Here is a 23,385-nt window from a genome sequence, read left to right as displayed (position 1 = left end):
CCCCCTTATTCAATAGCTATCCGAGTAAAACATATGCGCATTCAATCGGTTCCTCCGCTCGCCATAAGCATTGGCGATCCTTCCGGCGTTGGAGCTGACGTTGCTCTCAATACATGGCTGAAGCGCACAGAATTCTCGCTGCCGCCATTTCTGATCATTGCTGATCCTGATCAGCTTTTGGCGCGAGCGCAGCTTCTCGGTTTGAATGTGCCGATTGCGACAATCGCAAAGCCAAGCGATGCCGCTGATATTTTCGACCAAAAGCTACCCGTTTTACCGCTTGTAAACAGGCATATTGAAAGCGCCGGAAAGCCGTTGCCGGAGAATGCCGCGGGCATTCTTGAGGCTATTGAACGTGCTGTAAGCCTTACAATTGCTGGCCAAACCTCTGCTGTCGTGACATGTCCCATTGCAAAAAAACCGCTCTATGATGCTGGTTTCAAGCATCCCGGCCATACAGAATTCCTTGCTGAACTTGCAAGCAAGCACCTAGGACATAAAGTAATTCCGGTGATGATGCTTGCAGGCCCCGAATTGCGCGCAGTACCGGTTACCATTCATATTCCGCTCGCAGATGTTCCTCGCATATTGACCAAGGACGATATTCTGGAAATATCCCAAATCACTGCGCAAGAACTGACCGAACGCTTTGGCATTACCGCCCCTCGCCTCGCTATTTCCGGCCTGAACCCACATGCCGGTGAAGGTGGGGCGCTTGGTAAAGAAGACGATGCGATCATCCGCCCAGCGGTGGAAGAATTGCAAAAATCAGGCATCAATGCCTGGGGACCACTGCCCGCAGATACGATGTTTCACGCCCCCGCTCGCGCAACCTATGACGTGGCGATTTGTATGTATCACGATCAGGCGCTAATCCCCGCCAAGGCGCTTGCCTTTGATGAAACGGTCAATGTGACGCTGGGCCTGCCTTTCATCCGCACATCACCGGATCACGGCACCGCTTTTGATATTGCAGGCAAGGGCGTTGCGCGACCTGACAGTCTAATTGCTGCAATTCGTCTGGCGCAGGAACTTGCAGAAAATCAGGCAGGACAGAAATCATGAGCATAGATACTCTTCCGCCGCTGCGTGAAGTCATCGAACGCCATGATTTGATGCCGAAAAAATCGCTCGGCCAGAATTTCCTGTTCGACCTCAATCTGACGTCGAAAATCGCGCGGCAGTCCGGCATACTTCAAGACCAGCCGGTCATTGAGGTTGGCCCCGGCCCCGGCGGTCTTACCCGGGCACTCCTGGCACAGGGTGCCTATGTTACCGCTATCGAACGCGACGAGCGCTGTCTTGACGCGCTTGCAGAGATCGAAGCGCATTATCCGGGGCGGTTGCGGATCATTTCAGGCGATGCACTGGAACAGGACTTCAAGGCACTGTTTCCAGAAGATCGAAAGCCGCGGATCGTCGCAAACCTGCCCTATAATGTCGGCACGCAATTGTTGCTCAACTGGCTGCTGACGGAGCCTTGGCCGCCATTTTACTCGTCCATGACACTGATGTTCCAGCGAGAAGTTGCCGAGCGTATTGTTGCTGCACCCGACAGCGATCATTATGGACGTCTTGGGGTGCTGGCAGGCTGGCGCGCGCATTCGAAAATCGCATTTGATGTTTCGCCACAAGCTTTTACGCCGCCACCAAAAGTCATGTCTTCGGTTGTGCATATCATACCCCGCGAAGAGCCATTGCCGTGTCGTGCAGATGCATTGGGGCAGATCACGCAGGCAGCTTTTGGCCAACGTCGCAAAATGCTACGCCAGAGCCTTAAACCGGTTGGCGGAGCGGTACTCTTGGAAAAAACCGGTATTGATGGCACGCGCCGCGCTGAGACATTGAGCGTCGAGGAATTCGTCGCCCTTGCAAACGCTTACCGCCCGGTGTGATTATCTCCTTCGCCCATGATCGGCGTCGGGTTCATTTGCTTAAAAACCTTATCGACATGGTCGATCTCCGAACGGAAGCTCGACATGGATGAACCTGTGAGCTTTTCACCGGCTTTAAGCTGCGCTTTGAGCGGATCGACATATTGATCGCCCACCTTCAATTCGTAATAAAGATGCGGACCTGTCGAATAGCCGGTTGAACCGACATAGGCGATTACCTCGCCCTGCTTGACATGCTGACCGACTTTGAGGCCCTTCACCTCTCCCGAAAGATGCGCATAAGTGGTGCTATAGCCGCCTTGATGACGCAGGCGGACATATTTGCCATAGCCCTTTTGCGATGAAATCAACTCTACCACGCCGTCCCCGGCTGCAACGATCGGAGAGCCGATAGGCGCATCGTAATCGACGCCATTATGGTGTTTGCGCACATGCAAAACAGGATGAATGCGCCAGCCGAATCCATCATTCAAGCGACCATTCGGTAGAGGCTTATGCATAAGATATTTGGTCATTGAGGAGCCATCCTCGTTGAAATAATCCGCGTTACCCTCAACCTCGTGCCTGTAGAGACGCTTGCTTTCACTCCTCGTTTTGAACTCAACAAAAACCAGTTCCGGGTCGGTATCGACACTTTTACGAAACAGCAGATCGATTTTTTGCGCGCCGTTAGAGCCTCTATCGAGGGAAATATTATTCTCACTTGCGAGTTTTCTAACGTGATCGGCGACTGCGCGCGGAACACCCGCCGCAATCAGTCGAGACTGAACAGAACTATTGGGATTTACTTTCACAGATTGATGCGCCGCAGAGAGCATCGCATCATGAGAAAGACGTGCAAATAGCCGCTGATTGCCATTGGAGCGAAAAAGCCCGTCATCGGTGCGGCCATAGACAAAATCGGGCGCATTGCCATGTTTGAATCGTGCGACCAAAATACGTGCAGGTTCTTTGGACGGCTGGTCAAGAAGCAGGACCAGGTTATCGCCGGCCACAAGGTCCTTGCGTGCAAGCGCCCTTTGAAGGTTTTCTGCATCCTGCGATGCTATGTCCGCAGCCTGCATGAGAACGCTCAACTTCTCCCTCGATTGGGGTGACAGAACGATCTCATGGACGTTCTGTCGGGCCATATCGACAGGTCGCGCAAAGCTCACATTAAGCGGCACACCTTTTTGATTGGCGAGCGCCGATATTTGCGGATCGACTTCCGCCTGAGCGGAGATTTGATTGCGCGTCAGGGGCGCTTTCGCCGCCTCATTCTTCAGATCAAGAATCACATGCTGATAGGTAAAGAGTGTCGCTTCGCCGTCGTCGCTGCCTTCCGCAATATCAATGCGCTTTGCAATACGTCGATCATCCTGGATTTCATTTTGAGGAAGCAATCGTGCATCCTTCATGGCCGCATGGCTATGAACAAGCGTTTTCGGATCAACCATCACAGGTTGGGAAGCATGGCCATGTCGCACGAGACCACCCGTCAGCAACATAAACCCGCCACCCGCAAAGAGTGTTGCAAAAGCAAGCGCTATGCAGGCACTCTGATGTGTTTGAAAAGAAAAGCGGACGCGTTGCAATGGCTTGAGAACAAGCGGCGATAGGGGGGCCATTTTCGCGTGCGATTTATCCCACCGGGTCATGAGATCGGGCGAAGTTACCACATGACTCTGCTTCTCTCTGCGGGCGGCACCAAACACCATGCAGCGCAATTCTCCAAAAATTCATTTGATCAAAGAATGAACCAAAGGGGACAGAGCAAGGCTAAATTAAGGCTATGGTGGCTGCAATCCACCATGCCGAGAGCTTGATCACTCAAGATTAGTTTATCACGCGCGTGCTTTGTTTCGGCGATGATTGGAAAAAGACGACCACGTATAAATAATCAGGCCAGTCCAGATGAGCACAAAAGCCACAAGCTGTGCATGTGAAAAGGGTTCATTGAAGATGAAGATAGCAAAGATGAATAGCAACGTCGGCGTAAGATATTGCATCAATCCTAGCGTCGTATAACGCAGAAGTTTTGCACCGCCTGCATAAAGAATAAGCGGAATTGCCGTGAATGGTCCGGCCAGCAGAAGCAGCGAAATATCCGACACCGAACCGTCAAAGAAATGGTCCTGCCCGTTGGCCATGAGCCAGACAACATAACCAATTGCCGGAATCGAGAGAATGACAACTTCCAGCGTAAAGCCCTGCAAGGGCTGCACCGGCAACGACTTACGGAAAAAGCCGTAGAGACCAAATGTTACTGGCAAAACCAGAGATACCCATGGCAGACCACCGGCATTAAAAGTGAGCACCAGCACGGCCGCGAAGGCAAAACCAACAGCAACATATTGAACCTTTGTCAGGCGCTCGCCCAGAAATATGCCGCCAAGAACCACGTTGAACAATGGATTAATGTAATAGCCAAGTGCTGCACCGATGATTTGATCATGCGCAACCGCCCATACATAAACGCACCAATTGATGGTAATCAGCGATGCAGTGAGGGCCGCCATTGCCAGCATGCGTGGATTGCGTAAAGCATCCAGAATTGTTCTGAACTGGCCGATGAAAAGCAGCAGAAGTGCTGCAACTGGAACCGACCAGATCACACGATGCGCGACGATTTCCAATGCAGGTAGATGTGATAAAGCCTTGAGATAGAAAGGCAAAACAGCCCACAGACCGTAAGCTCCCATAGCCATCAGGAAGCCTCGATTTCCATCTGAAAGCTGGCTTCCAGATACGGTCTGCTCGGTCATTTCCATCTCCGCATTGAACATAATCTCGAAAAAGCAGTTCGCTGCTTCAAGACATTCAGACTGCTATGCGCCGATCAATCCATAAAATCTATTCAATTAAACTGATCAAAGCATCAATCCTGGTGAAAGGTGCGGCTTATTCAGCCGCGACCAGACCAGCAAGAGCGCGGTTTTTCATCAGTTTGTAATTGACTGAATCCATCAACGCCTGAAAAGATGCGTCGATGATATTGTCGGAAACACCGACCGTGCGCCAGCGCGCACCGGTGGCGTCGCCCGATTCAATCAGAACACGCGTGATCGCTGCCGTACCGCCATTCAAAATACGCACTTTAAAGTCCACCAGCTCGAGATCTTCAATCTCATCCTGATAGCGACCCAGATCCTTGCGCAATGCAATATCAAGCGCGTTGACAGGACCATGGCCCTCGGCGACTGACATATACATTTGGCCATCGACCTCGACCTTAACAACCGCTTCCGAAACAGTTTTCAGCGTGCCATTGGCATCGAACCGCCGTTCAACGAGGCAGCGGAAGGAATCGACCTTGAAAAATTCCGGCAGAGGGGAAAGCATGTTACGCGCCAGAAGCTCAAAACTCGCATCAGCACCTTCATAGGCATAGCCTGCCGCTTCACGTTCTTTAACCAGCGAAATCAGCGTATCAAGACGCGCATCGTCCTTCGCAACACGGATGCCACGACGCTCCAGCTCGGCGATGAAATTGGACTTGCCGCCTTGGTCTGAAACCATAACGCGGCGACGGTTTCCCACTGTTTCGGGCGGGACGTGCTCATAGGTCTGCGGGTCTTTGAGCAGCGCTGATGCGTGAATGCCTGCTTTGGTAGCAAAGGCAGACGTGCCGGTGTAAGGCGCTTGCTCTGTGGGAGAACGGTTCAGAATATCGTCAAAGGCACGCGAAATACGGGTAATGGCTTTCAACGCATCTGGTTTAACACCCGTTTCAAAACGGTTCGACCAATAGGGTTTTAAAGCCAGTGTCGGGATCAGGGTTATGAGGTTGGCATTACCACAGCGTTCGCCAATGCCGTTCAGGGTTCCCTGAACATGGCGCACACCTGCATCAATAGCTGCAAGCGAAACCGCAACCGCCTGCTCTGTATCATTATGCGCGTGGATGCCAAGGCTTTCGCCGGGCACGACAGTTTTCACAGCGTTGATAATGTCGGCTACTTCCGCTGGCTGCGTGCCGCCATTGGTGTCGCAAAGCACGACCCAGCGTGCGCCGGCTTCATATGCGGCCTTGGCGCATGAGAGTGCATATTCCGGGTTCGCCTTATAGCCGTCGAAAAAATGTTCGCAATCGACCAGCGCTTCACGTCCAGCCATGCGCACCGCCGTCACCGAGGCAGTGATCGATTCCAGATTTTCCTCATTGGTGCAACCAAGTGCAATCCGCACATGATAGTCCCAGCTTTTAGCAACAAAGCACACTGCATCGCTGGAAGCTTGCAAAATAGCTGTCAGACCCGGATCGTTGGAAGCCGAAACGCCTGCACGTTTGGTCATGCCAAAGGCTGCAAATTTGGCATGTGTTGTCTGTCGTTTTTGAAAGAAAGCAGTATCGGTCGGATTTGCACCGGGATAACCACCCTCCACATAATCGACACCCAGTTCTTCAAGCAGAACCACAATCGCTTTTTTGTCTTCGACGGAAAAGTCTACGCCGGGAGTTTGTTGCCCGTCGCGCAAAGTCGTGTCGTAGATATAGATGCGTTCGCGTGCCATCATTGAGCTCCCGACATCAGGTCCGGGCAACAAACTCCCGTTTTCAGTTTTGCCCGTCCTCGCACGCTACGCGGCTGCGGGCGGGCGGTAGTCGCCTGCTGCCCATCCCGCAAAGTCGTGTCGTAGATATAGATGCGTTCGCGTGCCATTTTGCCTGCCTGTCGGTGGGTAACTTTATGAATTGTCAGTGTCGTGGTCAGGGTGCTGGTAAGACACCATTGTTCTTACAAACTCGATACTTTCCGGGTCGCGTTCAGTTTCGTAACCCGGCAGTTTTGCGAGGTTATCTACATAGTGAAGCTTAACCTCGACGCCCCATTGAATTGTCGGTTCGATCTCTTCCGGAGTATCAAACGCGCCAATGGAAAGCGCGATGCCATCCGGCGCTTCATAGGTGAGCGGGGTTCCGCATTCGGCACAGAATCCGCGCTTAACGTGGTTTGAAGACTGGAAACGCTTCGGTTCGTTGCGGGTCCAGGCAAGCTTTGCCTCACCCACCGAGACCAGCGGTGCGTAGAAATTGCCAAATGCTTTCTGGCACATGCGGCAATGACAGATCGAAGCGGAGCCAAGTGCGCCCTCAACATGAAAGCGTACCGCACCACATTGGCATCCGCCGCTATAAAGCGGCCTGTTATCAAGCGTCATGGCGTCCTCCCTACCCCACAAGCTGATTAGCTTACCACATCCCAGGTTGTGATACGTTCGCCGGTGGCAGGGTCTTTGCCGTCCTGCAACTGCACACCCTCAGCCAAAAGCTCATCACGGATGCGGTCCGCTTCAGCCCAGTTTTTGTCCGCAATGACGCGTAGACGCTCGGCTATCCGCGCTTCGATTTGCGCCGAGTCAACGTCTGATTTGACAAAGACCGGCACGTCCTGCGTCGTCACAAAATACGGATCAAACAGGCCCAACAGCGCCATGCCTTCACCCAAAGCCAAAATGTCATTCGCTTTGAATGCCCTACGCAGAACCGTGATCGCAATCCAGGTATTGAGATCATCCGATAGCGCTTCTTCGACTTCACCTGCCTTCAAAAGCTCGGAAGGTGCTTTAAAGTCTGCATCGCGTAACACTCCATACCAGCGACGCAGTTCTTCAGCAGATTCTGCCAGACGTTGCGCGGTCCAGTTGATCGGCTCGCGATAATGGGTTTGCAGCATCGAGAAACGCGCCGCCAGCCCAACCCAGCGGTCGCGCGCGTCCTTATCATCCCAAGGGCCAAGCTGTGGAAGACCGTCATTCAACACATCACGAATGGTGATGAAATTGCCAAGCGATTTGGACATTTTCTGGCCTTCGACCTGCAGAAAGCCATTGTGCATCCAGATATTGGCCATGCGCTCGGTGTTGAACGCACTGCATGACTGTGCAAGCTCGTTCTCATGGTGTGGGAACACTAAATCGATGCCGCCGCCATGAATGTCGAACTGGTTCTTATAAGGATCGTCGCATTTCAAACCGCCGCCAAACGGCGCCAGCAGCTTGGCCATCGACATGGCCGAGCATTCGATGTGCCAACCGGGACGGCCAAGCGTCTCAATCCCCGCAGGCGATGGCCAGCCCGGTTCGCCATTGCGCGATGGTTTCCAGAGCACGAAATCCATTTCGTCGCGCTTGTAGGAAGCCACATCAACACGAGCTCCGGCCAGCATCTCATCAAATGGGCGGTGAGAAAGTGCGCCATAGCGTGCTCCGCCCAAGGCATTCATCGCAGACGGCGAGAAAAGCACATGTTCATCGGCAACATAGGCCACGCCGCGCTCGATCAGTTTTTCGATAATATCGCGCATGTCATCCAGATGCTCGGTCGCACGAGGCTGGCTTGATGGCTCTATATTAGCCAGCGCTTTGATGTCAGACTGAAACTGGTTGTTGGTACCTTGGGTCACACGACCGATTGCATCATTGAGTGGAAGATCGGGATATTCGCTTGCCGCACGCGCGTTAATCTTATCGTCAACATCCGTAATATTGCGCGCATATGTGACCTTGTTGTCGCCGTAGACATGACGCAGCAGCCGAAACAGCACATCAAAGACGATCACAGGCCGCGCATTGCCGATATGGGCAAAGTCATAAACAGTCGGTCCGCAGACATACATCCGCACGTTATTCGCATCGATGGGGACAAAATCCTCCTTCGTGCGGGTCGCGGTGTTGTAAAGACGTAGTTGCGGCGCATCAGCCATTTTTATTCCCCAAAAAGACCTGAAAATACGGGCACAAAAGACCGCAGCCGTCTGGCCGGGGCGTTATCATCCTGTTTTATTTTAAGGGAGACGAAAACGGCCGGGCCAGCAAGCTGCTAGCCAATAATAATCGAACCGGTACAGATGATCGTGGTCAACGTTTTCATGGCGTTACTTATCCTCATAGCAACGACAGCCGTCAAGAGGGTAGCATCAAAAACGCTGTGACATTTCGGCAACTCTAGAGAGTACTAATCTATGTTAACCGGAATTCCCCAAAAGCGGCTCCAATCAGCCTTCATTCCGTCCCAATCCATCACAAAATAGTGAGTGTAATTTGGAAGAGGACAAACCAATGCCTAAAGATGACCCCCTGCCGCGACAGGATAAGCTGATTGACCAATACCGTGCAATCGGGCCTGCAATGCTAATTGCTGCTTTGATGAGCAAGAAGAAGCGTGATGGTCAAGCGCGTAACGACAACGCGAACCAATCAATTCTAGCCGTCAAGAAGCCAGGTTAAAGCGTGTTGCGCCTTAACTGTTTGTTTTCGACGCATGTCTTTAACCCAAAACCGGTTTCCACTTTTGGGAGACATGCTTTTAGAACATAGAAAGCTGAGCATCGGGCTCGTTTTCCGGCTCCGGCTTTTTCTTTCTATTTGTCAGTGATTGTTCGGACGTCAGATTTTCTACAACTCTCTCCTGCAAATCAGGTGAGATATTGGCGACTTTGTTGACCTTGTCCGATACAGGAATCGCTTCGAAAAAATCATCCTGAACTGGCCGCATAATGTCGGCCACTTCGCGCGGCAGCAATGTTTTGCAATCGAGCCAGCGTGCAAAATCTTCTGGTTTAACCACGACCGGCATGCGTTCGTGGATCTGACGCAACAGACCATTGGCGCTTGTGGTCAATATGCCTGCGGTGTCAATCTGTGAGCCATCGGCACTGCTCCATGTCTCAACCAATGCTCCAAAAGCCACGATGCCACCATTGCGCGGCCTGATCCAGTAGGCCTGCGATTTGTTCTTTCCATTGCGTCGCCATTCGTAAAAACCGGAAGCGGGAATCAATGCGCGCCTGTGGTTGAGAGCAGCTCGAAACGAATTCTTCTCTGCGGCAGTTTCCGAGCGAATATTGAAGACGAGATTCCAGTCATTGGGATCTTTCACCCATGACGGCACAAAGCCCCATCGAACCAGCATGCCTATCCGATCCGGCCTGTTGCTTCCGGGCGGCGGCGTTTCGCCAGCGAGAACAGAGAGAATGGGTTGAGTCGGCGCAATATTGTAACGCGGAGGAAAATCCTCCTCGATCATCGCGCCGAGCAATGCCTCGACTTCTTCGCGGCTTGCAGTCAGAGAAAAACGTCCACACATGGTGGCCATGTTCAGGCTTTTGCATCAATGGTCAAGTAGGTCGTAGGTACGATTTGCAGCTTTGCTGTTGCCAAATCTCATGCACCGCATCATAGCTTATGTATGGTTACAGTGCCCGTCATCCCCGCCCCCGTTCAGATACACGGTGTTTCGCTCATCTGTCGCAGAGATGGCAAATTCCTGCTAGTCGAGCGCGGGAAAGAGCCTTGGAAGGGTTGGCTCGCTTTTCCCGGCGGTAGCATTGAGGCTGGCGAAACGCCGGAAGTAGCAGCAATGCGCGAACTTAAAGAAGAAACCAATCTTGACGTTGCAAGCCTAAGCCATGTCATCACGGTTGATCTGGCGCTTGAAGGCAAAGCCTATGCGAAGAGCTATTTCCTCTCGGTGTTCCGTGCACTCGATGTTTCGGGCATCGAGCAGGCAGGCGACGATGCGGCTTCTATACATTGGCTGACAATTGAAGAAATGGCTGATGCTAATGTCACGGACAGCACACTGGATGTGGCGCGTTCTGTAGCGCAAGCTGAAGACAAGGCAGTCTCGTAATTGGCTTTTAGGCTGCGCCTTGAAGGTGCCCTTTTTTTACGTAGGAATCTAACCATATTAAAAGGGGACGATTTTTGAAGGGCAAACAGCTTTCCGTATTGGCAATCGCATTTTGGCTGGGTGTTATGTCCCCGGCCATGTCCGCGCAGGACACGGCTTACGGTGGCAAAATGCTGCGCTTGGCGGAAGTGCTCGGTTCCTTGCATTATCTGCGTAATCTTTGCGGCGAAACCAGTAATGAATGGCGCGAGCGGATGGATGCGATGATTGCCGCCGAAAACCCTGCCGAGACCGAACGTGTGCAGCTTATTTCCAGTTTCAACCATGGCTATCGCGCTTTCAGCGAAAATTATATGCGCTGCACGCCTTCTGCCCTTGCAGCGATTGATCGCTACATGAAAGAGGGAGAAAGCTTGTCAAACGAGCTTATCTCGCGCTATGGGAATTAACCAATTATTCAGTCTTGTGCGGATGGGCCGAAATTGCCTGATTCAAATCCGCTTTAATCTGTTAACACTGTCTTAAAGCAATAGTCAGGCTACGAGCGCTTACACTCCCGAATGAATACGGTGAGAACTCGGCCGATGCAGTGAGACAATAAGGGCGCAAGCCGGGATGAAATCAATGGACTATATGCCAGCCGATCTGGACGAAATGATTGCCCGCGAGAAGAAGCTCGTTGCAATCGAATACCAGAATGAAGCCTGGGCCGATGGTATTTCCGAAGGAATTGAGCCAGAAATTCTTGCTGAAGCTGCTTTCACCACGGCTTTGACCGAACTTATGCGTGAAGCGGGTGAAGATTGTGCGCTCGAACTGATCGAGAAAATGCGCGAACAAATCATCGCCGGAACATTTCTGCCCCAGCGCGTTCTTCAGTAAGCACTATTGATCGCAGCGAAGCCCCGCATCCGGCTTGGTGGTGCATCATAAATCCGCTCCCACACTCTGCGAAACTGCCGCGTGGAAGCAAAGCCGGCCCGTTCAGCAATGTTTTCCATATCAAGAGCGGAATTCAGCAACATCTCACGCGCTAGGCTGACCTTTAGCCGGTTGGCATAATCGGTCACGCTCATACCGGCATGTTCATTGAACAGCCTCGAGAGATTACGCGGGCTTGCACCGCTTGCTTCGGCCAGTCTGTCAACAGACCAGTTGGCTGCGGGATTTTCTGCAATCACGTCCTGTGCGCGATGCACAACCGGATGCATATGATTGCGCCCCTCCAGCCAGGGCGAAAGCTGCGGATCACCACCGCTGCGCCGCAGATAAACGACCAGATAGCGTGCCACCGAGAGGGCCAGCGCATGGCCTGCCATTTCCGCCACAATATGCAACATGAGATCAATGCCGGCAGTGATGCCAGCACTGGTCAGCCTGTCGCGATCATCGACAAACAGTCGGTTTTGTAGAACGCGTGATGCGGGTGCCAGACGATTAAGTTCATCTATCGCCATGTGATGCGTCGTGCATGCATAGCCGTCGAGCAAGCCTGCGCGTGCCGCCAGCAATGCACCAGAGCAAATTGAAACCAGCCTTATTCCGGGGCGAATGCTGCGGCGCAACCACACGACAATCTGCTCTTCAAGTATCGCATCGTCTTCGCGGCTCGTAACAGCGCCACCCATCGGCACATCTGCTGAGCCGGAAATGACCACAAGCGCATTATCTGGCAGGCTTTGCGGCATAGGGGCAATATTGGCCACCGAAAGTCCAATCGAACTGGTGACCATATCCGATGGACCGATATAGCTGACCTCGAATTGCAAGACTTTTTGCTCGACATTTGCCTTGCGCAAAACCTCTATCGGTCCCGCCACGTCCAGCAAAAGCGTGCGCGGCGGAACAACGACAAAGACCTGAACAGTTAAGACACTGTCAGCGGCTTGGTTCATGCAGCTTTCCGTTCTGTATTGCCTGCAAGCGCCTGTTCGACGGTTGCAATGCGTGCAAAGCGACCGGCAAGCACCAACTCGGTGCGCGCGCGGATTTCAGCCGCACTCCATTCACGACCGTTGGCATCGGTCATAGGGAATGTCAGTGTCGCCTCGCCCACGAAATCAATCTTGTAACCAAGATCAGACGCCTGACGCGTCGTTGTCTCACAGCATTGTTCGGTGCGAATGCCTGAAATGATGATGTTGCGGATGCCATTGTCAATCAGCCATACATCAAGACCGGTTCCGACCAGTGCGCTGTGGCGGCTTTTGCGGAAAACAGCATCCGGTTCAATAGAAAGCGGTGAGAGCGTCTTTACGAAACCCGATGCTTCCGAGAACGGCCCTTCTTTGGCGGTATGAAAAATCTGTACAACCGCGATTCCCTGACGCTTAGCTCCATCAATCAAGGCCTGCTGGCGATCGACATAGGCTGCGACCTCATCATCGCGATAATATGGAGCTTTGCGGAAAGACTCCTGCGCATCAATCACCAGAAGAACGGTATCATGAACGGACATTTTGTACTCCTTAAAATATCTTACAAGGAGACGATAACACCTGCAACATATGCCGAAAGTCCCACCTCGGACAAAGATGGGACATCTCACGCCAAATGGAAATTATGCGCGATGCGGTAAAGCTTCAAGAAACTCGACTGGCTCGCCCTTGTTCGGATTGACGATTTCAGCTTCCCACATAACCTTGATGCCCCGCACAAACGTGCCGACTGGCCAGCCGGTGACCGTCTTGCCATGATAAGGGGTCCAGCCAGCCTTTGAGCCAGCCTGTTCGTGCGTGATTGTCTCGCGACGCTTCAAATCAACAATCGTTAAGTCAGCATCATAACCGACAGCAATGCGGCCCTTGCGTGCCATACCGAAAATGCGGTTAGGGCCATGGCTCGACAAATCAACGAAGCGTTCAAGCGAAAGCCTGCCGGCATTGACATGATCGAGCATGATCGGCACCAATGTCTGAACGCCCGTCATACCGGAAGGCGACGCGGGATAGGATTTCTGCTTTTCTTCGAGCGTATGCGGTGCATGATCAGAACCAAGCACGTCGACGATGCCCTGATCAATGCCTTTCCAGACGCCGTCGCGATGGCGCTTGTCACGCACCGGCGGGTTCATCTGAATGAGATTACCAAGCGTCGCATAATCGTCTGCAGAAAGTGTCAAATGATGCGGAGTGGCTTCGCAGGTTGCCACATCCTTGTGGCCTTGCAGGAAGTCAATTTCTTCGGCTGTCGAAATATGCAGTACATGGATACGTGCGCCGGTTTCGCGTGCAATACGCACGAGACGTTCGGTGCATTGCTGGGCTGCAACTTCATCGCGCCAGACGGGATGGCTCGATGGATCCCCCGCAACGCGCAGACCTTCGCGCTCTTTCAGGCGGAACTCGTCTTCGGAATGGAAGGCTGCACGGCGGCGGGTGTTCTTAAGAATAGAGCGCACGCCGTCATCATCCTCCACCAGCAGGTCGCCGGTTGATGAGCCCATGAAAACTTTGATGCCAGCAGCGCCCGGCAGGCGCTCAAGTTCGGCCACGTCTTTTGCATTGTCGCGTGTGCCACCGACCCAGAACGCAAAATCGCAATGCATGCGATGGCGGCCACGGCGGATTTTATCTTCAAGCGTCTCTGCGGTGGTTGTCAGCGGCTTGGTGTTCGGCATTTCGAATACAGATGTCACGCCACCAAGAACGGCTGCGAGCGAACCCGTTTCCAAATCTTCCTTGTGCTCCAGTCCCGGCTCGCGAAAATGCACCTGACTATCGACCACGCCCGGCAGAATATGCAGGCCGGTGCAATCAATAACTTCGGCAGCCGAATTTGCAGCCAATGACCCAATCGCCTCTATGCGCCCGTTACGAATACCAATGTCTCGGCTACCTGTGCCGTCATGATTGACAATGGTTGCACCTTTCAGGATCGTATCGAACGTCTGGGTCATTGTTGTCTCCTCTGGGCTGAATGGGGCTTGCGAGCCTTTTCAATGCGGCTTACGTAACGATGATAATAAAGGCAAGGAAGAAGCGATGGCGACGGTAGCGGAATTAATCACTCTTTCCAACAGAGCTGTGGTTCACATCACGGGCGAAGATGCGGAAAAATTCGTACAGGCCGTCATCACCACTAATCTCGACAATCTTGGCGCGGACGAATTAAAACCCGGAGCACTGCTGGCACCGCAAGGCAAAATCATGTTCGACTTTCTCGTGTCGCGCATTGAAAACGGTCTTCGCTTCGATATGCCAGCGGCAATTGCTGCTGATTTTGCCAAGCGGATGACGCTTTATCGTCTGCGCGCCAAAGCTGAAATTACCCAATTGCCAGAATCACTTGTCGGCGTTTGCTGGGAGAATGATTCCGTTTCTTCACAAGATGATTCAATGAAGCGAGATACGCGCTTTCCGCGTGATCTGAATGTGATTCGCATTTATGAAAAGGCAAGAAATATCAGTGACGAAAGCGCATGGGGGGCGCTTCGTGCCGAATATGGAATTGCCGAAGGCGAAGCTGATTTTGCTTATAATGATGTGTTCCCGCATGACGTGAACTTCGACCAGACTGGCGGTGTGACATTCCCGAAAGGCTGCTTCGTCGGACAGGAAGTTGTCTCCCGCATGCAGCATCGCGGCACGCCGCGCCGCCGTGTACTGGTTGCAAAATCCGACACGCCCCTACCTGCAATGGGTACGCCGATAACCGTTGGCGGTCGTGAAATCGGAACGCTTGGCAGCTCTTCGGGCCGGATCGGCCTTGCGCTTGTGCGCATTGATAGGGTGAAGGATTCGCTTGATTCAGGCACAGCCATTCGGGCCGGTGAAAATGAAATCACTCTCGATTTGCCGCCGCATGTTGGCTTCACTTTTCCAATCGCTGAGACGGGAAAGGACTGATGGCTGCCGTAGATCGTTCATCGGGCAGGGATCGTGCATGGCAGCGCATGTTGTCAGGCCGCAGGCTTGACCTGCTCGATCCTTCACCGCTTGACGTCGAGATTGAAGACATCGCGCATGGGCTTGCGCGTGTTGCGCGCTGGAACGGGCAGACCATTGGTGAGCACGCCTATTCTGTGGCGCAGCATTCCCTGCTGGTCGAGCAGATATTCAATCGCATGGTGCCGGATGCAAGCATTGAGCAGCAGATGCTCACGCTTCTGCACGATGCGCCCGAATATGTGATTGGTGACATGATCTCGCCATTCAAGGCTGTGATGGGAGGCAATTACAAGCTCATAGAAACGCGACTGGAAGCCGCTGTTCACCTGCGTTTCTCGCTGCCTGCTTCCATTTCAGTAACGCTTAAAAAGCAGATGAAGCGTGCGGATCAGATTGCCGCCTATTTCGAGGCGACACGACTTGCAGGTTTCAGCGAGATCGAAGCCACCAAATATTTTGGCCGCCCACGCGGGTTCGATCCGGCAGGATTGGACCTTACGCCGCGCCCGACGCAAAACGTGCAGAATGATTTTCTGGAGCGCTTTGCCACTCTCGAACAAGCGCGGAAGAAATAGATATGACGCGAATTGTTGTCAGTCCGCTTTCCAAACTTGAAGCCCAAATTGCGCTGCATCAGCCAAGCTATATCGTGACGTTGAGCAGTGGCGATTTGCCTTGCCTGCCCTATGAGACGAAGCGACTTAGCCTGATTTTCAACGATATTGTTGAACCGCGTGACGGTCTGGTGATGCCCGAAAAAACGCATGTCGAACAATTGCTTGAATTCGTGAAAATATGGGATCAGGAAAAGCCGCTGCTTATCCATTGTTATGCTGGTATCTCGCGCTCCACGGCGAGCGCTTTTATCGCGGCACTGGCGCTCAACTCGGAGCTTGATGAAGCGGAACTTGCAAGCAAGCTGCGTGCGGTTTCACCATCCGCGACGCCGAACATCCGATTGATCGAACTCGCCGATCAGATACTGGGTCGTAAAGGCCGCATGGTCGAGGCTATTCGCGGCATTGGCCGCGGACAACATGCCTTTGAAGGCGAAGTATTCAGCCTGCCTGTTGTAAGTTGATTATGCGCGATATGGCATTGAGAAAGCCGCCACGCGCATCAGGCGGGGTTTGCGCACGCGGCTCCCACACGTGGCGCAGGAAGAAAAAGCCTGTCATGCGAAATGCATCGTTGAGGTCTTCATAACAGGAAGCGCGGATGGACGTGCTGCTGACAAAAGATGGCAAGGGCAGCATTTTATCAGCCCATGGTGCACCTGCATCGGCACAGACTGCCCGTCCTGACTTTGGCGAAACATAGATCAGGTTTTCGCGCACGCCAGTGGCGGCGCATTCCCTGAGATCAAGGCCGAAGCCCAGTTCTTCAAGCATCATCACTTCAAAGCGCAGCAGCAATTCGCCTGCCGATAGCGGATCGTCAAAATGCTCAATGATAAGGCGCAACGTTTCATAAAGCGCACCTTGCGGGTCGCGTTCTGGCAAAAGCCTCAGATGAGCTGCAACCAGCTGAATGCCATAAAGCGCAACAGGCGTTTCAATCAAACGGGCAGCAGCAAAGCCAAGCGGTTCAATCGTGAACGAACCCATATGCTCGTCCAACCGCGCCCACCATGTCAGATCAACATGATTACCGGGCTGGAGCAGAGGCTGCATGCGGCGGGATCGTCCACCGCGCACCATGCCCAGATGACGGCCATGTTCACGCGTCATCACTTCGACAATGGCGCTTGTTTCGCCATGTCGTCGTGTGCCGAGAATTATGCCTTCATCGCGCCATTCCATAGATGTTTTTTTACCAGATTCCCTTTTGCGTATAATTCTACACGAAAGTCGGGTGACTTTCTGAATTATGCGCGGCTATCTGTCTGATACACTTTACTTCGGAAAAATAAGACCCATTTCACGATAACGCTCAGGATCATTGCCCCAGTTTTCACGAACCTTCACGAACAGGAAGAGGTGCACATTCTGTTCAAGAATACCGCTGATCTCTTTTCGGGCAGACTGGCCAATTGCCTTGATCGTCTCGCCTTTATGACCAAGCACAATCTTTTTCTGGCTCTCGCGCTCGACATAGATCACCTGCTCGATCCGCACCGAGCCATCCTTACGTTCTTCCCAGCTTTCGGTTTCAATCGTCGAGGAATAAGGCAGTTCTTCGTGAAGACGCAGGTAAAGCTTTTCGCGCGTAATTTCTGCCGCGAGTTGGCGCATCGGCATATCGGAAATCTGATCTTCCGGATAATACCATGGACCGTTCGGAACGGTCGCGGCCAGAAACTTCGCAAGATCCTTACAGCCCGAGCCATTAAGTGCGGAGATCATGAAAGTCTGATCGAATGCAACTTTTTCATTGGCTTTTTGGGAAAGATCAAGCAGCTTTGGCGGATCGACGCGGTCGACCTTGTTGAGAACCAGTACTTTCTTCTGGCGTACATTGGCCATGCTTTCGAGAAGCGCTTCAGCATTCTCATTGAGACCGCCCTGCGCATCCAGAAGTACCAGAATAATGTCGGCATCTTTGGCACCACCCCATGCAGTCGTCACCATAGCGCGATCAAGACGGCGCTTTGGACGAAATATGCCGGGTGTGTCGACCAGAACAATCTGCGCCTGCTCGTGAATGAAAATACCGCGCACCAGCGCGCGCGTCGTTTGCACTTTATGGGTGACGATAGAAACCTTGGTGCCGACGAGCTGGTTGACCAGCGTCGATTTTCCGGCATTTGGCGCACCAATCAGCGCCACAAAGCCAGAACGGGTCTGTAGGGTTTCAGTTTCGCCGTTTGACGGCGTCGTCGGATTGTTCATTGCTCATCCTTTTGGGAGTCGTCCTGCTTATAAAAAACACGGAAGCACTCCATTTTTTTGTTTGCGCAATTCCCGACGTAAACTGGTCCCCACTTTCGCTGGAATTGCTCTATTTTAATAATGGCGACAGAAGCGTCCCTTGCCCAAATCGTTCCGTCGATGCGACAAGCCCATGACCTGTCGCTGTTAAGCTGATTATAGCCGATTTTTGCTTAAAAGAATGCTGATTTACAACTTATACGGAACTGTCGCGTTTCCAGACAGATTCCCTATAAAGCATGGCTTCGGCAGCGCTTTGCTCGGCAATACGCTTAGATCGCCCCTCGCCTGTTTCCGACGCAAAGCCCTTTACCGTCACCTCGACAGTAAATGACGGATCATGATCCGGCCCGCTACGGCTCAAAATACTGTAGGTCGGGTGAACATTGCCCTGCTGATGCGCCCATTCCTGCAACTCGGTTTTAGCATCGCGACGTGCAGCACCGGTCTCAAGCGACCGCCCCTGCCAATAACGCTTTATAAAGAGGCGGGCTGCTTCCAGTCCGCCATCCATATAAATCGTTGCGATCAAGGCTTCCACGACATCCGCACGCACGTTAAGCAGGCGTTTGTCGTTGAGTGATTTTATGTCTGAACCCGTTTGAATAAGATCTGCAAGTCTGATTTCATCAGCAATTGCCGCACAGGTTTCTGCATTGACCAGCGCATTGAGGCGTACGGACAATTCACCTTCGGGCGCGTCGGGAAATGCTTCGAAAAGCATTTCCGCAACCACCAGACCGAGAACCCGGTCACCAAGAAATTCCAACCGTTCATAATTGGCGCGCGATGGCGCCTGCACACTTGAGTGGGTGAGCGCACGTTCCAATCGTTTCAGATTGAGAAAACGGTGTCCTGTGCGCTCTTCCAGTATCGATGCTGCGTTGTTTGCGGAAACCATCTCAGTTTCCGGTTACGGCAGTGTGCGGTTCTCCGCTCACCCAGGAGAAAAGACGGCTGAAACGAACGTCAGTCGGCCATTTCCAGATTTCGAGCGGGCTTGCCTTATCGGCGATGGAGAAGAAAATAATATTCGCGCGACCGACCAGATTTTCATAAGGCACGTAGCCAACACCAAAACGACTGTCGAGCGAGTTATCGCGATTGTCGCCCATCATGAAGTAATGACCGGCAGGCACTTCAAAGACGCGCGTGTCATCGCCGATGGAATTAGGCGCAAGATCAAGCGTATCATAGCTCACGCCATTGGGGAGCGTCTCACGATAAACCTCAACCGGACGGTTGACCTCGGTCACGTCTGGATTGGTAATTGTTCCAACACGTTCCCGCTCAACCGCAACGTCATTGATATAGAGCACGCCACCACGCATCTGCACGCGATCACCCGGAAGGCCGATCACGCGTTTGATGTAGTCGATATTGGTGTCGCTTGGCAGTTTGAAGACCACCACGTCACCGCGCTTGGGCTCTGCACCCCAGATACGGCCATTGAAAAGATCAAAGCCAAAGGGGAGCGAATAACGCGAATAACCATAGGCATATTTCGATACAAACAGGTAATCGCCTTCCAGCAAGGTCGGGCGCATCGAGCCAGACGGAATGCTAAATGGTTGGAAAAGCAGGCTGCGAATAATCAGTGCCAGCAGCAATGCTTGCACGATAACGCTGACGGTTTCGCCAATGCCGCCTGATTTTTTAGTTTCACTTTTGCTGGACACGCTCATTGTATCTCCGCTTGCCGATGTGCGATCTAATAACGGCTATGATTGCGTGAAGCAATCCGCTCAGCCGCTTCTCGCACGATTATGAGCAGGAGTTTACCTGCCACAATCGCAATTGTTTTGGTGTTTGCCACACTTACGCGGCGCGTATTATTCATTTTCAGGCAATGCTTCGATAATCACGAAAGCCTGCGCAAGAGGAAAATCATCGGTAATTGTCAGATGTATGGCAGCGCGTTTGCCTTTAGGCAGCAGACGCTTCAACTGCTCTGCGGCCCCGCCTGTCAGTTTCATGGTGGGTTTGCCGGACGGCGTATTCACAACGCCCATGTCGCGCCAGAAAACACCATTTGAAAGGCCAGTTCCGAGCGCTTTGGAGCATGCTTCTTTAGCGGCAAATCGTTTGGCATAGGACGCCGCACGCTGTTTACGACCGTCGGATTTTACTTGTTCAATGTCAGTAAAAACGCGTTTAGTGAAACGATCGCCGTGCTTTTCGAGGGTCTTTTCTACGCGGCGAATATCGATCAGATCGCTGCCAATGCCGATGATCATATTTTTTGCGGCTCCCGCTTGCCTTCCAAAAGATGTTTTTGTGCCAAGCGCTCAAGCCTGCGTCGGCGAAACGCGGTAACTGCAAAGCGTGTCACGAAATAGGCGATCACCGCAAAAAATGCGCCGAGAATGGTCGATCCAAACAGCATGGGCTTTAACAGCGGCGACCAGACTTCACTGAATTTCATTGTCTGAAGCGCATGACCTAGATGCAGTGGTGGCGCGCTTTCAATATCACCGCTGATAACGAAACGGCCAAGCTCATAGGTGCTGCCCCAGATGAACGGCAGCGTCAGCGGGTTGGCCAGCGTTGTGCCGAGCGCTGCAGCGGCAATATTACCAGCCAAAAAGTAGGCCAGCACAATTGCGATAATCAGATGAAAGCCGAAAAACGGTGTGAAAGCTGCAAAAACGCCAACGGCCAGCCCCGCAGCAACTGCATGCGGAGATGCAGTGATGCGCAGCACACGCTTGCCGCCATATTTAAACGAGCGGGCAAATGAGCGGCGCGGCCAGACAAGCGTTCTAAAGCGCTCGCTTCGGGTCGGCGGAATTCGGCGTTGAAATAACATAGCTTCTCATACTGCTCTCTTCGCAATGAAACAATTGTTATTATTATAACGATGCAGAAGGGTGTCGAACACTGCCTTCGACGGATACCGAGTGTATTCGTGGCGAATAGAACTTCGGCGATACCCCCAGCATACGGCGAAACATTGTCGTAAATGCAGACACGCTATCATAACCAAGATCAAGGGCTACACTTGTTACCGGCTCTCCTTCGCTCAGACGTGGAAGAGCTGCGAAAAGACAAGCCTGCTGCCGCCACACAGACAAGCTAACTCCGGTTTCACGCTGAAAATGGCGGGTGAATGAACGCCGGCTCATGGCCATACGGTCGGCCCAGTCATCAATCGTCGCGCGCGCAGACGGTGATTTCACAAAATCACGGCAGAGCTTTTGCAGGCGAATATCGGCGGGGAAAGGCAAGCCAAGCGGTCTTTGCGGCAGAGTGTGCAAGTCTCGCAGAATCAGCTCTATCACCAAAGCATCGCGGCTTCCCGGCTCTGGAATGCTGTCAACCAATGTTGCGTCGATGATCAGACAGCGCATCAAATCGGTCATGCCGACCACATGCAGATAATCTGGCACGCCCGAAATGGCATCCACTGCGATATAGATGGAGCGCATAAACACGTCGCCAACGATCTCTACGGAATGTTTGACACCCGCAGGTATCCAGATCGCGTGATCGCCAGGGATCATCCAGCGTCCGGCATCCGTTGTCACCAGTACCACACCGTGCGACGCGCACAAAAGCTGCGCCCGGCTGTGGCTATGCTGGGGGACAAAATAGCCATCGGGATATTCTGTCGGCAGAGCAATTACCGGCCCGCTCAGCTTTTCAAGCATAGCGATACGGTCTTCATGAAACCTTTGCAGGTCTTCACTGCCCGGTAATAAAAGCCCCGGAGGTGATTTCGGCTTCATTAGCTTTGGCCCACTCTCGAAAGTAATGGACCAAATCACGAAAGCAGGCGCGAAACAATCTAATTATGAAAGGACCACGAGGGTAATATTCGAACAACAACCCTGCTTGATCAGCCCAAATTACAGGGAAAATTCCCTCACATGTGATCTTCGGAGTAAAATTATGAGCACGAATGCTGCCGAGCAGCCTTCAGAAAGCAGCGCGAACAATACGGTTCTCGCCATCATTCTGGCCACCAGTATGGGCCATTTCCTCAATGACATGATGCAGTCACTGCTTCCTGCCATCTATCCGATGCTGAAAGACAATTACAGCCTGTCCTTCTGGCAGATTGGTCTGCTCACCTTCACTTTTCAGGTCACGGCTTCGATCCTGCAACCAATCGTCGGCATCTATACGGATCGCCGCCCGATGCCGTATTCGCTTCCCTTCGGGATGGGTTGCACGCTGATCGGCCTGATACTGCTTGCCACAGCACATCACTATTCAGCCCTGCTATTGGGTGCCGCCTTTATTGGCTTTGGCTCTTCCGTGTTCCACCCAGAGGCTGCGCGTGTTGCACGCCTTGCATCGGGCGGTCGCCATGGCTTTGCACAGTCTATGTTTCAGGTCGGTGGCAATTTCGGTTCATCAATCGGACCATTGCTTGCGGCTTTCATCGTCCTGCCCTTCGGACAGGCAAGTGTATCGTGGTTTTCGATCGCGGCACTGATCGGCATGGCACTGCTCTGGTATGTCGGCAACTGGTACAATCAGCATAACCTCGCCAATAAGCACAAGCCAAAGGCCGACAAAACGCTGCCTTTGCCGCGCAACAAGGTGATCGCTTCGATTGGTGTTCTTGCCCTGCTGATCTTCACCAAATATGTCTATATGGCGAGCCTCACAAGCTACTATACATTCTATACGATCAGCCATTTTGGCGTGACCGTTCAGGCGTCGCAGTTGCTTCTGTTCCTGTTCCTTGGCGCTGTTGCGGCAGGCACAATTGTTGGTGGGCCTATCGGCGACAAGATCGGCACACGCACGGTGATCTGGGTTTCGATCTTAGGAATTCTGCCTTTCACACTCGCGCTGCCTTATGCAAATCTCGAAGTCACAGCAATTCTGACCGTGATCATCGGCTTTGTTCTGGCTTCGGCCTTCCCGGCAATCATCGTCTTTGCGCAGGAACTGCTTCCCGGACGTGTCGGCATGGTTTCAGGACTGTTCTTCGGCCTGGCATTCGGCATTGCCGGTATTGCGGCGGCATTGCTCGGCATCGTTGCAGACCGGACAAGCATCGAGTTTGTCTATCAGATCTGCTCTTATCTGCCGCTCTTAGGTCTTCTGACGATTTTCCTGCCGAAGATGCAAAAGGCTCGATAAGCTCAGCCTTTGAATAAAAA

27 protein-coding genes are annotated in these 23,385 nt (G+C 52.7%); 10 read left to right on the top strand and 17 right to left on the bottom strand.

What is annotated here, in order from left to right:
- The first annotated feature begins 33 nt into the window (after positions 1 to 33).
- Both pdxA and rsmA read left to right on the top strand, forming a co-directional pair.
- The gene (gene pdxA, locus CEV31_RS09645; protein ID WP_094506864.1) at positions 34 to 1,065 is read left to right on the top strand and encodes a 4-hydroxythreonine-4-phosphate dehydrogenase PdxA; all 1,032 of its coding nucleotides are present in this window, start codon (positions 34 to 36) and stop codon (positions 1,063 to 1,065) included.
- Positions 1,062 to 1,895 carry a 16S rRNA (adenine(1518)-N(6)/adenine(1519)-N(6))-dimethyltransferase RsmA gene (rsmA, locus tag CEV31_RS09640; protein ID WP_094506863.1) on the top strand — a complete coding sequence of 278 codons (834 nt, stop codon included), beginning with the start codon at positions 1,062 to 1,064 and terminating at the stop codon, positions 1,893 to 1,895. Before pdxA ends, rsmA begins: the two co-directional genes overlap by 4 nt.
- On the opposite strand, the gene CEV31_RS09635 is transcribed toward rsmA, so the two are convergent.
- The 6 genes from CEV31_RS09635 to cysS form a co-directional block, all read right to left on the bottom strand.
- Positions 1,880 to 3,592, bottom strand: coding sequence for a M23 family metallopeptidase (locus CEV31_RS09635; RefSeq protein WP_094506862.1), 1,713 nt, complete (start codon positions 3,590 to 3,592; stop codon positions 1,880 to 1,882). The two genes, rsmA and CEV31_RS09635, sit on opposite strands and share 16 nt — an antisense overlap.
- 126 nt (positions 3,593 to 3,718) lie before the next feature.
- Positions 3,719 to 4,639, bottom strand: coding sequence for an EamA family transporter RarD (gene rarD / locus CEV31_RS09630; protein ID WP_094507293.1), 921 nt, complete (start codon positions 4,637 to 4,639; stop codon positions 3,719 to 3,721).
- A 136-nt stretch (positions 4,640 to 4,775) separates the two neighbouring features.
- Positions 4,776 to 6,389: a citramalate synthase gene (gene cimA / locus CEV31_RS09625; RefSeq protein ID WP_094506861.1), complete on the bottom strand. Its 1,614-nt coding sequence runs from the start codon at positions 6,387 to 6,389 to the stop codon at positions 4,776 to 4,778.
- Entirely contained in the window at positions 6,389 to 6,538 is a 150-nt protein-coding gene (locus CEV31_RS21485) for a 2-isopropylmalate synthase (protein ID WP_094506860.1), read from the bottom strand. The genes cimA and CEV31_RS21485 overlap by 1 nt, the downstream gene beginning before the upstream one ends.
- Before the next feature lie 25 nt (positions 6,539 to 6,563).
- Entirely contained in the window at positions 6,564 to 7,037 is a 474-nt protein-coding gene (locus tag CEV31_RS09615) for a GFA family protein (RefSeq protein ID WP_094506859.1), read from the bottom strand.
- A gap of 26 nt (positions 7,038 to 7,063) precedes the next feature.
- Positions 7,064 to 8,581 (bottom strand): cysteine--tRNA ligase, encoded by a 1,518-nt coding sequence (cysS, locus tag CEV31_RS09610; protein WP_094506858.1) that lies wholly within the window; start codon positions 8,579 to 8,581, stop codon positions 7,064 to 7,066.
- A gap of 355 nt (positions 8,582 to 8,936) precedes the next feature.
- Here cysS and CEV31_RS21210 point away from each other — a divergent pair, with 355 nt between their 5' ends.
- On the top strand, positions 8,937 to 9,104 hold the full coding sequence (locus CEV31_RS21210; protein ID WP_094506857.1) for a hydrolase: 168 nt from the start codon (positions 8,937 to 8,939) through the stop codon (positions 9,102 to 9,104).
- A 79-nt stretch (positions 9,105 to 9,183) separates the two neighbouring features.
- On the opposite strand, the gene CEV31_RS09600 is transcribed toward CEV31_RS21210, so the two are convergent.
- Entirely contained in the window at positions 9,184 to 9,963 is a 780-nt protein-coding gene (locus CEV31_RS09600) for an SOS response-associated peptidase (protein ID WP_094507292.1), read from the bottom strand.
- Between the two features lie 102 nt (positions 9,964 to 10,065).
- Here CEV31_RS09600 and CEV31_RS09595 point away from each other — a divergent pair, with 102 nt between their 5' ends.
- The 3 genes from CEV31_RS09595 (at position 10,066) to CEV31_RS09585 (ending at position 11,391) form a co-directional block, all read left to right on the top strand.
- Positions 10,066 to 10,509: an NUDIX hydrolase gene (locus CEV31_RS09595; RefSeq protein WP_094506856.1), complete on the top strand. Its 444-nt coding sequence runs from the start codon at positions 10,066 to 10,068 to the stop codon at positions 10,507 to 10,509.
- Positions 10,510 to 10,583: 74 nt separating this feature from the next.
- The gene (locus CEV31_RS09590; protein WP_328587688.1) at positions 10,584 to 10,958 is read left to right on the top strand and encodes a TIGR02301 family protein; all 375 of its coding nucleotides are present in this window, start codon (positions 10,584 to 10,586) and stop codon (positions 10,956 to 10,958) included.
- A 175-nt stretch (positions 10,959 to 11,133) separates the two neighbouring features.
- Positions 11,134 to 11,391, top strand: a complete 258-nt coding sequence (locus CEV31_RS09585; protein WP_210190911.1) for a hypothetical protein — start codon at positions 11,134 to 11,136, stop codon at positions 11,389 to 11,391.
- Here the strand turns inward: CEV31_RS09585 and CEV31_RS09580 are convergent.
- The 3 genes from CEV31_RS09580 to CEV31_RS09570 form a co-directional block, all read right to left on the bottom strand.
- Positions 11,385 to 12,404, bottom strand: coding sequence for a GlxA family transcriptional regulator (locus CEV31_RS09580; RefSeq protein WP_094506854.1), 1,020 nt, complete (start codon positions 12,402 to 12,404; stop codon positions 11,385 to 11,387). The genes CEV31_RS09585 and CEV31_RS09580 overlap by 7 nt on opposite strands.
- The gene (locus CEV31_RS09575; protein WP_094506853.1) at positions 12,401 to 12,967 is read right to left on the bottom strand and encodes an isochorismatase family protein; all 567 of its coding nucleotides are present in this window, start codon (positions 12,965 to 12,967) and stop codon (positions 12,401 to 12,403) included. The genes CEV31_RS09580 and CEV31_RS09575 overlap by 4 nt, the downstream gene beginning before the upstream one ends.
- A 102-nt stretch (positions 12,968 to 13,069) precedes the next feature.
- Positions 13,070 to 14,407 (bottom strand): dihydroorotase, encoded by a 1,338-nt coding sequence (locus CEV31_RS09570; RefSeq protein WP_094506852.1) that lies wholly within the window; start codon positions 14,405 to 14,407, stop codon positions 13,070 to 13,072.
- A gap of 85 nt (positions 14,408 to 14,492) precedes the next feature.
- On the opposite strand from CEV31_RS09570, the gene ygfZ reads away from it, so the two are divergent.
- The 3 genes from ygfZ to CEV31_RS09555 are packed head-to-tail and all read left to right on the top strand — an operon-like array spanning position 14,493 to position 16,479.
- Positions 14,493 to 15,356 (top strand): CAF17-like 4Fe-4S cluster assembly/insertion protein YgfZ, encoded by an 864-nt coding sequence (ygfZ, locus tag CEV31_RS09565; RefSeq protein ID WP_094506851.1) that lies wholly within the window; start codon positions 14,493 to 14,495, stop codon positions 15,354 to 15,356.
- Positions 15,356 to 15,973, top strand: coding sequence for a YfbR-like 5'-deoxynucleotidase (locus CEV31_RS09560; protein ID WP_094506850.1), 618 nt, complete (start codon positions 15,356 to 15,358; stop codon positions 15,971 to 15,973). Before ygfZ ends, CEV31_RS09560 begins: the two co-directional genes overlap by 1 nt.
- 2 nt (positions 15,974 to 15,975) lie before the next feature.
- The gene (locus tag CEV31_RS09555) at positions 15,976 to 16,479 is read left to right on the top strand and encodes a tyrosine phosphatase family protein (protein WP_094506849.1); all 504 of its coding nucleotides are present in this window, start codon (positions 15,976 to 15,978) and stop codon (positions 16,477 to 16,479) included.
- Here the strand turns inward: CEV31_RS09555 and recO are convergent.
- The 7 genes from recO to CEV31_RS09520 form a co-directional block, all read right to left on the bottom strand.
- Positions 16,457 to 17,200: a DNA repair protein RecO gene (gene recO / locus CEV31_RS09550; protein ID WP_094506848.1), complete on the bottom strand. Its 744-nt coding sequence runs from the start codon at positions 17,198 to 17,200 to the stop codon at positions 16,457 to 16,459. The two genes, CEV31_RS09555 and recO, sit on opposite strands and share 23 nt — an antisense overlap.
- Before the next feature lie 93 nt (positions 17,201 to 17,293).
- Positions 17,294 to 18,229 (bottom strand): GTPase Era, encoded by a 936-nt coding sequence (gene era / locus CEV31_RS09545; protein ID WP_094506847.1) that lies wholly within the window; start codon positions 18,227 to 18,229, stop codon positions 17,294 to 17,296.
- 235 nt (positions 18,230 to 18,464) lie between these two features.
- Positions 18,465 to 19,169, bottom strand: coding sequence for a ribonuclease III (gene rnc / locus CEV31_RS09540; protein WP_094506846.1), 705 nt, complete (start codon positions 19,167 to 19,169; stop codon positions 18,465 to 18,467).
- 1 nt (position 19,170) lies between these two features.
- Positions 19,171 to 19,953, bottom strand: a complete 783-nt coding sequence (gene lepB / locus CEV31_RS09535; protein ID WP_094506845.1) for a signal peptidase I — start codon at positions 19,951 to 19,953, stop codon at positions 19,171 to 19,173.
- A gap of 147 nt (positions 19,954 to 20,100) precedes the next feature.
- Positions 20,101 to 20,505: a holo-ACP synthase gene (acpS, locus tag CEV31_RS09530; protein WP_094506844.1), complete on the bottom strand. Its 405-nt coding sequence runs from the start codon at positions 20,503 to 20,505 to the stop codon at positions 20,101 to 20,103.
- Positions 20,502 to 21,077, bottom strand: a complete 576-nt coding sequence (bspA, locus tag CEV31_RS09525) for a type IV secretion system effector BspA (RefSeq protein ID WP_094506843.1) — start codon at positions 21,075 to 21,077, stop codon at positions 20,502 to 20,504. The genes acpS and bspA overlap by 4 nt, the downstream gene beginning before the upstream one ends.
- A gap of 43 nt (positions 21,078 to 21,120) precedes the next feature.
- Complete coding sequence (locus tag CEV31_RS09520; RefSeq protein ID WP_094506842.1) at positions 21,121 to 21,996, bottom strand: AraC family transcriptional regulator; 876 nt, start codon at positions 21,994 to 21,996, stop codon at positions 21,121 to 21,123.
- Between the two features lie 163 nt (positions 21,997 to 22,159).
- Here CEV31_RS09520 and CEV31_RS09515 point away from each other — a divergent pair, with 163 nt between their 5' ends.
- Positions 22,160 to 23,365, top strand: coding sequence for an MFS transporter (locus CEV31_RS09515; protein ID WP_094506841.1), 1,206 nt, complete (start codon positions 22,160 to 22,162; stop codon positions 23,363 to 23,365).
- Positions 23,366 to 23,385: the final 20 nt, after the last annotated feature.

Origin of the sequence: Brucella thiophenivorans (assembly GCF_002252445.1) — a bacterium.
In the GTDB taxonomy this organism is placed as follows: Bacteria; Pseudomonadota; Alphaproteobacteria; order Rhizobiales; family Rhizobiaceae; genus Brucella; species Brucella thiophenivorans.
Note: the sequence above shows the minus strand (reverse complement) of the source record. Positions and strands in the feature narration are given on the sequence as shown.

Excerpts from the sequence above, each read along its gene's own strand:
- pdxA (WP_094506864.1), top strand. The coding sequence starts at position 34 with ATGCGCATTCAATCGGTTCCTCCGCTCGCCATAAGCATTGGCGATCCT.
- rsmA (WP_094506863.1), top strand. The coding sequence starts at position 1,062 with ATGAGCATAGATACTCTTCCGCCGCTGCGTGAAGTCATCGAACGCCAT.
- CEV31_RS09635 (WP_094506862.1), bottom strand. The coding sequence starts at position 3,592 with ATGGTGTTTGGTGCCGCCCGCAGAGAGAAGCAGAGTCATGTGGTAACT.
- rarD (WP_094507293.1), bottom strand. The coding sequence starts at position 4,639 with ATGACCGAGCAGACCGTATCTGGAAGCCAGCTTTCAGATGGAAATCGA.
- cimA (WP_094506861.1), bottom strand. The coding sequence starts at position 6,389 with ATGGCACGCGAACGCATCTATATCTACGACACGACTTTGCGCGACGGG.
- CEV31_RS21485 (WP_094506860.1), bottom strand. The coding sequence starts at position 6,538 with ATGGCACGCGAACGCATCTATATCTACGACACGACTTTGCGGGATGGG.
- CEV31_RS09615 (WP_094506859.1), bottom strand. The coding sequence starts at position 7,037 with ATGACGCTTGATAACAGGCCGCTTTATAGCGGCGGATGCCAATGTGGT.
- cysS (WP_094506858.1), bottom strand. The coding sequence starts at position 8,581 with ATGGCTGATGCGCCGCAACTACGTCTTTACAACACCGCGACCCGCACG.
- CEV31_RS21210 (WP_094506857.1), top strand. The coding sequence starts at position 8,937 with ATGCCTAAAGATGACCCCCTGCCGCGACAGGATAAGCTGATTGACCAA.
- CEV31_RS09600 (WP_094507292.1), bottom strand. The coding sequence starts at position 9,963 with ATGTGTGGACGTTTTTCTCTGACTGCAAGCCGCGAAGAAGTCGAGGCA.
- CEV31_RS09595 (WP_094506856.1), top strand. The coding sequence starts at position 10,066 with ATGGTTACAGTGCCCGTCATCCCCGCCCCCGTTCAGATACACGGTGTT.
- CEV31_RS09585 (WP_210190911.1), top strand. The coding sequence starts at position 11,134 with ATGGACTATATGCCAGCCGATCTGGACGAAATGATTGCCCGCGAGAAG.
- CEV31_RS09580 (WP_094506854.1), bottom strand. The coding sequence starts at position 12,404 with ATGAACCAAGCCGCTGACAGTGTCTTAACTGTTCAGGTCTTTGTCGTT.
- CEV31_RS09575 (WP_094506853.1), bottom strand. The coding sequence starts at position 12,967 with ATGTCCGTTCATGATACCGTTCTTCTGGTGATTGATGCGCAGGAGTCT.
- CEV31_RS09570 (WP_094506852.1), bottom strand. The coding sequence starts at position 14,407 with ATGACCCAGACGTTCGATACGATCCTGAAAGGTGCAACCATTGTCAAT.
- ygfZ (WP_094506851.1), top strand. The coding sequence starts at position 14,493 with ATGGCGACGGTAGCGGAATTAATCACTCTTTCCAACAGAGCTGTGGTT.
- CEV31_RS09560 (WP_094506850.1), top strand. The coding sequence starts at position 15,356 with ATGGCTGCCGTAGATCGTTCATCGGGCAGGGATCGTGCATGGCAGCGC.
- CEV31_RS09555 (WP_094506849.1), top strand. The coding sequence starts at position 15,976 with ATGACGCGAATTGTTGTCAGTCCGCTTTCCAAACTTGAAGCCCAAATT.
- recO (WP_094506848.1), bottom strand. The coding sequence starts at position 17,200 with ATGGAATGGCGCGATGAAGGCATAATTCTCGGCACACGACGACATGGC.
- era (WP_094506847.1), bottom strand. The coding sequence starts at position 18,229 with ATGAACAATCCGACGACGCCGTCAAACGGCGAAACTGAAACCCTACAG.
- rnc (WP_094506846.1), bottom strand. The coding sequence starts at position 19,169 with ATGGTTTCCGCAAACAACGCAGCATCGATACTGGAAGAGCGCACAGGA.
- lepB (WP_094506845.1), bottom strand. The coding sequence starts at position 19,953 with ATGAGCGTGTCCAGCAAAAGTGAAACTAAAAAATCAGGCGGCATTGGC.
- acpS (WP_094506844.1), bottom strand. The coding sequence starts at position 20,505 with ATGATCATCGGCATTGGCAGCGATCTGATCGATATTCGCCGCGTAGAA.
- bspA (WP_094506843.1), bottom strand. The coding sequence starts at position 21,077 with ATGTTATTTCAACGCCGAATTCCGCCGACCCGAAGCGAGCGCTTTAGA.
- CEV31_RS09520 (WP_094506842.1), bottom strand. The coding sequence starts at position 21,996 with ATGAAGCCGAAATCACCTCCGGGGCTTTTATTACCGGGCAGTGAAGAC.
- CEV31_RS09515 (WP_094506841.1), top strand. The coding sequence starts at position 22,160 with ATGAGCACGAATGCTGCCGAGCAGCCTTCAGAAAGCAGCGCGAACAAT.